We start from the raw sequence: 11,446 nt of genomic DNA, 5'->3' as shown, positions 1-11,446 counted from the left end.
GCAAAAGGGGGGCTTGAGCCGCAGCTCAAGCCCCCTTCTCCGTTTGCCAAGCGCTCCGAACCCGCCGTAAACCGGACCACTCAACCGATTTCACCACGAGGCCGCTCCCGCTTGGGTTTGCCTCATGTCCGTTTGCGGCGGCGAACGGCGATGATGAGCTCGTCGAGCTTCGAGAGAAACCGCGACCGATCGACCTTGCTGAACGGGGCAGGGCCGCCGCCGAACTCTCCCCCCTGACGGAGCATCTCCAGAAGGGCACGGGTCGAGAGCGCATCGCCGATCGCGTCCTCGGTGAACTCGCGTCCTTTCGGACCGAGGACTTTCGCCTCCTTGCGAAGGCAGCGATCGGCCAGCGGGATATCGGTTGTGATCACAATATCGTTGGCTTCGACGTGCTCGACGATCCAATCGTCGGCGACGTCGAAGCCGCCTCGCACCTCGACGGCCTTGACTCGTTCGTCGTTCGGCACCCGCAACGGCGAGTTCGAGACGACGAAAACCTTGATCTCATAGCGCTTGGCGACCCGGTAAACCTCCTCCTTGACGGGGCAGGCGTCCGCATCGATATAGATGGTCGTCAAAACTACGGCTCCGATCGATCGGGATCGCTGGGCCCGCACCTGGTCGGCAGTCCCCCAAGAAGATCCGCCGGTGGCCCGATCGCTCCTTTAAGGAGAATTGTCGAGTCCTCGGGTTCCTTCTGTCAAATCAAGACGATCCCTGGCTCCGGTCGAGCCTGGTTTCCTGTGGTTTCCCAGACTCAGCCGCAGGCCGAATCCCAAGGAATTCCTTCAGGACTATTGACGATCTTTGTGTTCCTCTAGTAGATTGATTTTCGATGAGACTGGATCTCAGTTGCATCGTGGCTATATTTAGGACTTCCGACGCTGGTCCCGCCGGATTGGTCCCTGCCTTGATTCAGGATTCCCCATGACGCCGGGTCTTCCAGCCGTGGATGATTGTAGCGGCTTGCCCCGATCTTTCATCAAAATTGCGTCAGCCATTCGGTCTTGAGACGCGCAGAAATCCCATCAGACGCGCGTTGTGGTCCAGGCGAACTCGCCAGTGACCGCGCCGTGTGTGTTTCGATGACGACATATCAGAGCCGCCCGTTCCTCACTGTTTTGTGACGGGCGATCGTCAGGCGCTCGGGATCATCTCGAGGCCGACTGTCAGAAAAATGGATTGTAGGTGCCCCGGCTCTGGTCCGGCCAGGGCATTTATCCTCAGCCGATGGAAGAATTTCCCCCCATCATGATCCTTCAACATCCTCACCGTGGTCGACGTGAACTTGGTGGTTTTACGCTGATCGAACTGCTGGTTGTGATCGCGATCATCGCCGTCCTGATTGCGCTTCTGTTGCCCGCCGTGCAGGCGGCCCGCGAGGCGGCTCGCCGCATGCAGTGCACGAATAACATGAAGCAGCTCGGCCTGGCGGTGCACAATTATCTGGGTACGCACAACGTCCTCCCGCCGGCGGCGCAGGGTGGAACAAGCTATGTGTACATGAACTATACTGGCTACAGTTTCCTTCTTCCCTACATCGAGCAGACGGCTGCGTTTAACACGTTTAACTTCAGCCTGGTCAGCTCGGCCGGCATCCAGGGCTGGGCCCAGTGGGGCAACAGCACTGGTTTTGCCCTCCAGTTCGGCGTCTTCCTCTGCCCGTCCAATCGGACCACCGGCGAGGTCGGCGGGACGAGCAGCGAGGGTTGGTCGGTGCCGAAAGCGGCGGTGACGGACTACCTCTTCAACGGCGGCGCCAATCGCTACATTGTCAAAGGCCAGGGCGAGACCGATCGGAGTGGTCCCTTCGGCTTCGACACGGCCACGACACTGGCCGAGATGCGTGACGGCACCAGCAACACGTTCTTGATGGGTGAGTCGGCCGGCGGCAACCTGCGCAACAAGTATTATGCCTCCGGCACCGGGACGAGCCGCGTGTGCCTTCCGCTGGCCTCCTATAATACCGCCGGGCCCGTGTACTATGATAATTTGATGTACATGGCCTATGGTCGTTCCCGGACCTGGGTACAAGGGGCGACGACCGCTCGCATCATCGGTGGGTTGGTCGGCCGCACGGTCGACTCGGTCGGCTATCAGTACAAGCTCAATGACTGCGGCGCCGAGCCGCGGACCGATTTCACTCCTCCCGCCGTTGCCTTTCCGGGCGAAGGCCAGCGGTTGACCAACTTCCGGTCGATCCACCCTGGCACAACGAATTTCCTCTTCGGTGACGGAGGCGTTCGTGCGATCAAGGACTCGATTGCCATGAGCGTCTATCAGGGCTTGTCAACCATGGGTGGTGGGGAAGTCCTCTCCTCCGACAGCTACTGACGGACCCATGGACTCGAAATCTGCCGCAAAGGAGCGGAATCTCTCATGCGACGTCGCATTCTCGCCGGGCTTGGCGGACTGTCTCTCCTGGTTTTCAGCGCCCTGGGCCTCCCCGGCTGTGGGCCGGGAACCGTCGCCGAACCCGCCAGCCCTGTGGTCAGCCCCGATTCCGAGGCAGGTAAGAAAGCTCGGGAGCAGGACGCTAAACTGATGGAGCTACGCAGGCAACAAGAGGCCAAGCTCCGCCACCGCATGAAAGGCTTGCCGGTCGAAGAATAAGGCGGCCGTGAAACACAGGCCGCTCACTGACTTCGCCTCCTTTCGATGGTGATCACACCTACGAGAGGGGGGCGAGCTTGGATTAATAATCATGCGTGCTATTGCATGCCGGAACAAACGGTTCGTCTGTTAAAGGAGCCTCCCTTGATTTCGCGTCGCTTTTTCAGGTCATTCTTGGTCGCGCTGGCTACGGCGTCGATCCTCCCCCAGATCGCCTCGGCGCACTTCATCTGGCTCAAGGTGGAACCGGCCAAGCAGGCCGGCAGCGCGGCGACGATCCGGGCCTTCTTCAACGAAGAGCCCGAACCCGATGCGACGTTCGTGAAGTACACCAAGAACCTCCAGTTGAAGGTGGACGGCCAGACGGTACCGGCGACGCAGGGCGAGGAGTCGCGTAACGCCGACTGGGCTGGCAAGCTCCCCACGACGGTCGACACCGAGCATGACCTGGGAGTCAAGACGAAAGCGGAGAAGACCTATCATCTCGTCTACACGGCCAGGGCCCAGTCCGGTCTGATCGCTCCCACCGCCAAGGAAGGAAGCGACAAGCTCCGCGCTCGCCTGATCAATCTCGGCGGCAAGCCGGTCGTCGAAGTCCTCTTCGATGGCAAGCCGGTCGCCAACGCCCGGATCAAGGTCTATCCCGCGACCGGTAAACCCACCGACGCGACCGCCGACGATAAGGGCCGTGCGACGATTGCCGGGATCGCCGAGGGAACGTCCGCCCTCTGGGCCAACTGGGTAGATGTCACCCCGGGGTCGAAGGACGGCAAGGATTATCCGGAAACCCGCTACTACGCCACTCTCACCTACAATCCCTCGGAGCAGGCCGCCGCGAACGCCTCGGCCAGTGACGAGGTCCCTCCCACCATCTTCGCCACGATGCCCGATCCGGCCGTGAACAGCTTCGGTGGCGCGGTGCTGGGCAAATGGCTTTATGTCTACAGCGGTCACGTCGGCCGGACCCATCGCTACGGCACCGAGACGACCACGAAGACCTTCCGCCGCCTGAACCTCGAAGACCGCAAGACCTGGGAAGATCTCCCCGTCGAAAAAGATCTCCAAGGCGGCGCTTTGATTGCTGACGACAAGGCCCTCTATCGGGTTGGCGGCATGTTCGCCAAGAACAAGCTTGGCGAGGCCCATGACCTCTACTCGGTCGCCGACTTCTCCCGGTTCGATCCCGAGACGAAGACGTGGACCAAACTCGCCGACATGCCCGAAGCCCGTTCCACCCACGACGCCGTGATTGTCGGCCGCACGGTCTACGTGACCGGGGGCTGGACGATGGCGGGCGACTCGAAGTTGGCCCCTTATCCCAAGACCACGCTCGCGTTCGACCTCGATCACCCCGAGGCCGGCTGGAAGGCCATTCCTCAGCCCTTCCAGCGCCGGGCTCACTCGGCCGGAGAGCAGGGGGGCAAGGTCTATGTGCTCGGCGGTCTCGTCGCTGGCAGCATGAAGGTCATTAACCGTGTTGATGTCTACGATCCCAAGGCCGGGACGTGGGCACTCGGCCCTGAGCTTCCGGCCGGACTGCCCAACGAGGGGTTCGGCTCGGCGGCCTACACGATCGACGGCCGGCTCTACTACAGCGGCGCCACGGGGCGTATTTACCGTCTCAAAGAGGCGGGCGATGCCTGGGAATTGCTCGGTGCCTGGGCTCTGCCCAGAACCACCCACCGCCTGCTCCCCGGCCCGGGTCGTACCTTGCTGGCCGTGGGCGGTAACAACAAAGGCAAGCAAGTCTCCGTGATCGAAGCGATCACGCTGCCTGTGACCACGACCGCTGCGGCTGCCGGCGATTGAGCTTGAGGTCGCATTACCAAGTTTGCATGTCAAAGGGGGCCTGAGCTGTGTTGCTCAGGCCCCCTTTTTTATTCAACGATCCGCGACAGGGCAATCGCTATCTGAGGAAGCGCTCTGGATCTGTTCCAAGGCGTTCGCCGCCGCGTTGCGAGTCGGCTCATTGCTGTCGAGCAGGGTCTTTTTCAGGAGGGGGATGGCCAGTTGCGCCGAGGATCCCATTTGGCCAAGCCCGTAGGCCGCCCACGCGCGATCGCGAGATTCCGGGCGATCAAGCCCCTCGATCAGGATCGACAATGCGGTGAGGTTCGAGGGGGCGACGCATGCCAACGTGATCGCCGTATGTAATCGCGTCCAGTGATCGGATTCGCCCAACGCGGCGATCAGGTCGGGAACCACGTCAGCCGCGTCGGGACCAAGCTCGCGGAAGATGGTCGAGCACGAGCTGTGGACTTGCGAGTCGGTGTGGGTCCGAAAGACCACGATTAATTCGGGGAGGACGATTTTGGCGGCCTCGGGGCATCCCACGAACGCGTGAATCGCGGACCGGCAGACATCGGGCCGGTGGTGATGGAACGCCTTGGCCAGTCCCTTGGCGGCGGGCGGAAAGAAGCAAGGAAGACTCAAATCCGCGCAAGACGGGTGACGGTGGGAAGTATCAGGGGAGAGGATCGTCGAGGGAGGGGTGCCGATGAGGCTCGAGAGCGCTTCCAAGCCCCAGAATCGGTCCAGCCAATTGCCGGAATTCAAGGCCTCGGTCAGGGTCGCGACGACAGCCTCCACCTCGGCGTCCTCGCTCGTTTCCGAGAGCAAGCGGAGGAGGTTGGCACGCGCGGTCGTGGAGACATGCCAGACCGGGTCGGAGCAGGCGTCGATCATGACTGAGACTGAGGCGTGGGCCCGTGGACCAATCCGGCCGAGCGATAAGGCCGAGGCGCGTCGGACGAGTGGTTCCAGGTCGCCCATCGCTCGAATCAGCGTGGGGATAACTTGGGGGAACTCCGGGGTAGCGGCTCCCAGGCTCTCGATGGCCGCGACCCTGATTTCAGGATCCGGGTCGGAGGCCACGTTCACGAGGGTGCTCACGGCATCCGGACTTGTCGGCGCGACCTCACCCAATGCGGCAACGGCGGCGCGTCGGACTTGGGAATCAGTGGAGCGATCGACTGCGTCGTGGAGCCAGGGGATGGCGATCTCGGCACTCTGGCCAAACCGGGCCAAGCCATCAATGGCCGCGACGCGGACGGCGGCAGAGGGATCGTCAAGTAAATGAACGAGACGTGGCAGAGCCTCCGGGTCGCATTGACTGATGAAGCTGGCAGCGTACATCCGAACATGGGCGTCATCGTCTCCCAGGGCAATCTGAGCAACGCCAAGAGCGGCGGCGCCGATCCTCCAGATCGCGACGACGGCGGCACGTCGGACCAGGGTGTCCGGGTCGCGCAGGGTGTCTTGCAGGGGGAGGAGTCCCTCTTCGTCCCAGTCGCCGAGCGCGGCGGCCGCACGGGCACGCGCGTAGCGGTCGCCCGGGTCGGCAACCCCACCGCAACTCTCGGGAACTGGTAGGACATCCGCCGCGTGGATCCGATATTCGTCGCCGCGACGGACGAGCCGATGGACGACCTGACTTCGGACGCCTTCATCGGGATCGTCGAGCATCGCAATGATCCGCCCGACCGCGGCTTCGCACTGCCCAAGCATTCCGTAGTGAAGAATTCCTAAGGCGTTCCACCGGTGCCTAGGGTCGGGATCGTGCAGCAGACTCAGGAAGGCCGGATGCGTGACATCGAGATCGCCCTCTTCGAAAGCGTAACAGGCCGCGTTCCTGACCTCTGGATCCGGATCACGTACCAATTCGGTCAGAGCATCCATCATCAGATCGGTACGCGGGGCGTAGACGAGGATCTTGGCGACGTTGCGGCGGATTCGCGGCCTCGGATCCAGCAGTCGCCCCGCCCAGTGCCGCAGCGTTTTCCCATGAAGCCGGTCGCTGACATAGGAGCGAGCGTAGCCGGCGACGGACGAGACTCCCACATCAGGATCCTCGCGTGCTTGCTCGAGGGCGGGAAGCGCGTCCTTAGCGAGGATTCCGAGCGATTTCACCGCGTCAATGGCATCCTTACGGACCTCCGCTCGGGGATGCCCGATGGCTTGGATGAGTAACCCGATCGCCTCGGGACCGAGAGGCCGCCCCAGTGCCCAGACCGCCTGGCGGCGGACCTTCGGGTCTTCGTCCTCCAAGGCGATGGCCAACTCAGCCAGGGCCTCGGCGTCGAGTCGGCCGAGCGCGACGGCCGCGACCCGCCGCACCGACGGTTCGGGGTCCTGGATCAGCAACCTCAGCAGCGGCAGACCCTCGGTGCCAATCGATCCGGCCGCGTGAGCGGCTTGAATTCGCGCGACCGGGTCGCCGCTCGCTACGTTTCTCAGCCAATCGGGCGGGGCGGGCAGCCACGGCCCCCGCAATACCCGCGAGGCCAGGTTGCAGACCGGGTCGTCCGGATCATCGAGGAGGGCCACGAAAAAGGCAAGACAGCCCGCGGAGTCGAGGTCGGCCTGACGAGCGGATTCGAGCAGTCGCATTCGAACGCTGCGATTCGGTGGATCGTCCTGGAAGCCCATGCTTTTAAACCAGGCTCGAGACGCCTCATCCCGTGGGTCCGGTTCGTTATAAAGGGCCATGGACGCGCGAGCCAGCACGTTGGCCTCCAGGCCGAGGCGGAGCAAGACGAGATAGGAGCGTCTTCGTGTTCGCAAATCGGGCGCGGCGAGCAGGGCAATCAGGGAAGGAATCGCCGGCCCGGCCTCTGCGCCGAGGGCCGCGAAGGCCCGAGACGCGGCGATCCGCGACGCAAGACCGGGGCGGCAAAGCAGCTTGATCCAGAACGAGAGTGGCTTCTGACGGATGCGGGTTTTGTCTGATTCCGATCGATGTTGCATGAAGAGGACGACCTGATGAGGTCGTGTCGGCGCAAGATTTGGGCGGAATCCCTGCGCCGAGGGGGACTTCGCACCAGGCCGGGTCGCGATTCCATGCCACGACCGTGCCGGCCAATCCCCCTTGTTTTTAACGCCCAGACCGCTTTCACGTCAACACGTGGCGAGGAGAAGATGGGAAGGTGGTCGGGTACGTCGTTCGGAATCTGGTGTCGAGTGCCTGACGTGCGGCGGTCCTCTTGGTATCCTGAAGCCGCACAAAAGGAGCCGGGATGAGTGATCGTCACGACCGAACGCGACGCGTTTTGGAATCGTTGACTGCGGAATGATCGGTCGGATAACGAATCTTTCCGCCTTTGAGGGTTGCCTTGATGCTCAACCTTGGAAATAGCTATGAGAAGACCTGTAGCGGGTCGTCGCGTCGCGCTTTCTTGCGGGTGGGCACGCTTGGGGCGTTCGGCCTGACGCTGGGCGACTACCTGGCCCTGCGGGCTTCCGCCGCCAATGGTTCGCCACCGGCTCGTGCGGTGATTGTGCTCTGGCTCTGGGGTGGTCCGAGCCACCTCGACACGTTTGATATGAAGCCTGATGCGCCGGTTGAGTACCGCGGGCCTTTTGAATCGATCGCCACGACGGTCCCGGGGCTTCGGGTCTGCGAGCTCTTGCCCGGTTTGGCTCGCCGTGCCGATCGGTTTGCCTTGCTCCGTGGGCTGCATCATGAGTCGAACGACCATGGCGTCGCCGGGACGATCGCGCTGACGGGGACGATCGCCGGGGCGGTCGGGCTCGGAGGTGCGGAGAACAACCGGGCGATGCGTCCGAGCACAGGCGCGATCGTGGGCCGTTTGAAGCGAGGCAAGCCCGGCTCGCTTCCCCCTTACATCATTCTCGGCAGTCCCTTGCACCAGGGGTTGAAGCGGGTCGTCGGTGAGGGGGGCGGATCACTGGGCAGTACCTATGACCCGTTTCGGCTTGACTATGAGCCGGGGGTCGGTTTGAAACTGCCCGACGTGACGCTGCCCGCAGGGGTCGATGCCGCTCGACTGGGAGCGAGGTGGGACCTGCTTCAGGGGCTCGATCATTCCTCGCCGAACCATCAGGCGGCTGCGCTCCCGTCCGAACGGCTGACACGGCATTATGAGCTGGCACGCACCTTGATTGCGTCGCGCCAGAGCCTGGCGGCTCTTGACGTCGCGAGTGAATCATCAAAACTGCGTGAGGCGTATGGTCCGCACCGCTTTGGGCAGTGCTGTCTGATCGCGCGTCGGCTTGTCGAGTCGGGAATCCCGTTTGTTCAGGTCAATTGGAGCACGCACGTCGAAGGGCCTGAAGATGCGGGGGACGGCGGCTGGGATATGCATGACCGCTACTTCCAGGTCATGCAGGACCGGCACGGCTGGATGTTCGACCGGGCGCTCTCCGCGCTGCTCGACGACCTTGAGGACCGTGGCTTGCTCGACTCGACCCTGGTCGTGGCCGTGGGCGAGTTTGGTCGCACGCCGAAGATCAATGACCGGGCCGGTCGCGATCACTGGAACAACTGCTACAGTGCTCTGCTGGCGGGGGGAGGCGTGCAAGGGGGCCGGGTCATCGGCGCTTCCGACCGGCGTGGCGAGCTCCCCAAGGACCGTCCCGTCGTTCCGGCCGATCTCGGCACCACGATCCTCGCCCGGCTCGGCATCGATACGACCGCCCTCACCGGCGTCGGAATCACTCCGATGGGGGAAGTGATTGAAGACCTGTTTTGATCGTTGGATTCAGGTGTTTGGTAATGAGCAAATCCATTCCCTTGCCTTTGCTGGTCGCTCTGGCCCTTTCGTTTGGCTTGGGTATTGATGAGGATCGGCCGTCGGTTCGACCAGCCGGACCGATCGTCCGGCTGACGCGCGACGGCCTCGACAAGCAGCGGCCGAGCTGGGCTCCGGATGGGAATCGGCTTTTGTTTGCACGCCATGAAACGGGTGGTTCGCAGATCTGGGAATACGTGCTCGATGTCCGGTCGGCTTCATCGCCCGCTCGGCGACTCACCGACCGCAAGGCGCCGGAGTACAACGGGGCGTTCTCCCCGGATGGGAAGCGAGTTGTCTTCACGGCGATCACGCTATCCGGGACCCAGGGGAACCTCGATCTTGCCGTGATCGACGCCGACGGCAGCGGTTTGAAAACGGTCGTCGCCGATCAAGGCAAACTCGCCCATCAGGACTGGCCTTCGTGGTCACCCGATGGCCAGCGGTTCGCGTTCAGCTCGACCCACGACGGGAACCAGGAGATCTATACCGCCAAGGCCGACGGCTCCGACCTCCTTCGACTGACCCAGAGCCCAGGCCTCGACGCCCACCCTTGCTGGTCGCCCGACGGCAAGGCGGTCGCGTTTGCCACCGACCGGTGGGAGGGCCTGGAACTCGCCGCGGTCCGGCCGGACGGGACCGGCTTGCAGCGACTGACCCGCAGTCCCGGGCTCGACGACTATCCCGCCTACTCCCCCGACGGTGCTCGACTCGCCTTCGTCTCGAACCGAGACGGCCAGTTCGAGGTTTACCTCGCGGAGGCTGACGGCTCGGCCCCCCGGAACCTCTCGCAACATCCGCTCCGTGATAGCTTTCCGACCTGGACTCCCGACGGCCAGGGGATCACCTACGTCTCGAACCGCGACGGTGGATTCGACGTTTATACCCAGCCGCTCCCGCCGGCGCAGTAACCCCTTCCCCCTCGTTGCCGGGAACCTTTTGAGACTGCAAGTTCCCGAGGAAGGGGAGAGGAAGGCTCCAGGCTGACCGGGTGCGTGCGACGGCCAAGGGAGTTAGAATCTTCCCTTCTGCCTTGAGGAACAAGGCGCTCCGGTCGCCCCGTTTCTCTCTTCGGACCAGCCGGACAGGATGCTCCTCGATGATGAAAGTCCCTCGGTTGCTGTTTGCTTTTGCATTTCCGCTCGCTCTTGCGCTCTTCACCACGGACTCACGGGCCGCCGCACCAGAGCCACGGCTTCCGCTGGCGACCCGTAACGTCGTCCTGGTCACGACGGACGGCCTGCGGTGGCAGGAAGTGTTCCGAGGGGCGGAAGAGTCGTTGCTCAACAAGCAGGACGGAGGGGTCGCCGATGTGGACCGCCTTCGTCATGAGTACTGGCGTGAGGGGGGCGAGGCTCGCCGCGAAGCACTCATGCCGTTCCTCTGGAAGACGATCGCCCGCGAGGGGCAGATCTACGGCAACGCCGACAAGGGAAGCACGGCGAGAGTGACCAACGGGAAGAATTTTTCCTATCCCGGATATAACGAGTTGCTGACCGGGTCGCCCGACCCTCGGATCAACAGCAACGACAAGAATCTCAACCCGAACGTGAGTGTTCTGGAGTGGCTCAACCGCAAGCCGGGCTACCAAGGCAAGGTCGCCGCGATCGGCTCGTGGGACCTCTTTCCGTACATCCTCAACGTCGAGCGGAGCGGCCTGCCCGTGAACGCGGGGTGGGTGGCCTTGGCCGGCCAGTCGCTGACCGAAAGCCAGACCCTGCTCAACCGGGTCATGATGCAGTCTCCCCGCCTCTGGGAGAATTGCCGGCACGACGCCTTCACGTTCCCGGTTGCCATGGAGACACTCAAGCGACAGACTCCTCGGGTGCTCTACGTCAGCCTGGGAGATACGGATGAATTTGCCCACGGCGGGCGCTATGACCATTACCTCAGGGCCGCGCACGACGTTGACGCAAACCTCAAGTTGCTCTGGGACGAGCTGCAATCACAACCGGAGTACAAGGGCACGACCACGATGATCGTGACGACCGATCATGGCCGGGGCGATCCTCCTCGGGGCTGGCGCGACCACGGTGAGAAAACGAAAGGCTCGGACGCCATCTGGATCGCCGTCATTGGTCCCGACACCCCCGCGCTCGGGGAACGGAAGGACACTGCCGTCGTGACCCAGGGCCAGGTCGCCGCCACCCTGTCGGCGTTCCTCGGCGAGGACTATCTCGCCGCGGCTCCAGGCGCAGCGCCGCCGATCGCCGAAACGGTCGGTCGCACGAGCCAAGCCGCGGCCGTCTCAGTTCAGCCCTAACACGTTAGCGTTGCGGTCTTTGAGAGCCCTTGGCCTG

At 63.2% G+C, this 11,446-nt stretch carries 8 protein-coding genes; 6 read left to right on the top strand and 2 right to left on the bottom strand.

Annotation, left to right across the window (positions count from 1 at the left end; translation table 11 throughout):
• Positions 1 to 122: 122 nt before the first annotated feature.
• Positions 123 to 581: a YaiI/YqxD family protein gene (locus V5E97_RS24335; protein ID WP_406694150.1), complete on the bottom strand. Its 459-nt coding sequence runs from the start codon at positions 579 to 581 to the stop codon at positions 123 to 125.
• A 673-nt stretch (positions 582 to 1,254) separates the two neighbouring features.
• On the opposite strand from V5E97_RS24335, the gene V5E97_RS24330 reads away from it, so the two are divergent.
• From V5E97_RS24330 to V5E97_RS24320, 3 genes are all read left to right on the top strand, one after another.
• On the top strand, positions 1,255 to 2,337 hold the full coding sequence (locus tag V5E97_RS24330) for a DUF1559 family PulG-like putative transporter (RefSeq protein WP_406694149.1): 1,083 nt from the start codon (positions 1,255 to 1,257) through the stop codon (positions 2,335 to 2,337).
• Positions 2,338 to 2,382: 45 nt separating this feature from the next.
• On the top strand, positions 2,383 to 2,616 hold the full coding sequence (locus tag V5E97_RS24325) for a hypothetical protein (RefSeq protein ID WP_406694147.1): 234 nt from the start codon (positions 2,383 to 2,385) through the stop codon (positions 2,614 to 2,616).
• Positions 2,617 to 2,760: 144 nt separating this feature from the next.
• A complete protein-coding gene (locus V5E97_RS24320) occupies positions 2,761 to 4,425 on the top strand; it encodes an FBX42 beta-propeller domain-containing protein (protein ID WP_406694146.1) in 1,665 nt (554 codons plus the stop codon).
• A 72-nt stretch (positions 4,426 to 4,497) separates the two neighbouring features.
• On the opposite strand, the gene V5E97_RS24315 is transcribed toward V5E97_RS24320, so the two are convergent.
• Positions 4,498 to 7,362, bottom strand: coding sequence for a HEAT repeat domain-containing protein (locus tag V5E97_RS24315; protein ID WP_406694145.1), 2,865 nt, complete (start codon positions 7,360 to 7,362; stop codon positions 4,498 to 4,500).
• A gap of 368 nt (positions 7,363 to 7,730) precedes the next feature.
• On the opposite strand from V5E97_RS24315, the gene V5E97_RS24310 reads away from it, so the two are divergent.
• The 3 genes from V5E97_RS24310 (at position 7,731) to V5E97_RS24300 (ending at position 11,409) form a co-directional block, all read left to right on the top strand.
• Positions 7,731 to 9,107: a DUF1501 domain-containing protein gene (locus V5E97_RS24310; protein ID WP_406694144.1), complete on the top strand. Its 1,377-nt coding sequence runs from the start codon at positions 7,731 to 7,733 to the stop codon at positions 9,105 to 9,107.
• A gap of 23 nt (positions 9,108 to 9,130) precedes the next feature.
• Positions 9,131 to 10,057 (top strand): TolB family protein, encoded by a 927-nt coding sequence (locus tag V5E97_RS24305; RefSeq protein ID WP_406694143.1) that lies wholly within the window; start codon positions 9,131 to 9,133, stop codon positions 10,055 to 10,057.
• Between the two features lie 188 nt (positions 10,058 to 10,245).
• Positions 10,246 to 11,409 carry an alkaline phosphatase family protein gene (locus tag V5E97_RS24300; RefSeq protein ID WP_406694142.1) on the top strand — a complete coding sequence of 388 codons (1,164 nt, stop codon included), beginning with the start codon at positions 10,246 to 10,248 and terminating at the stop codon, positions 11,407 to 11,409.
• Positions 11,410 to 11,446: the final 37 nt, after the last annotated feature.

This window comes from Singulisphaera photorubra, from assembly GCF_045290345.1.
Lineage (GTDB): Bacteria > Planctomycetota > Planctomycetia > Isosphaerales > Isosphaeraceae > Singulisphaera.
Note: the sequence above shows the minus strand (reverse complement) of the source record. Positions and strands in the feature narration are given on the sequence as shown.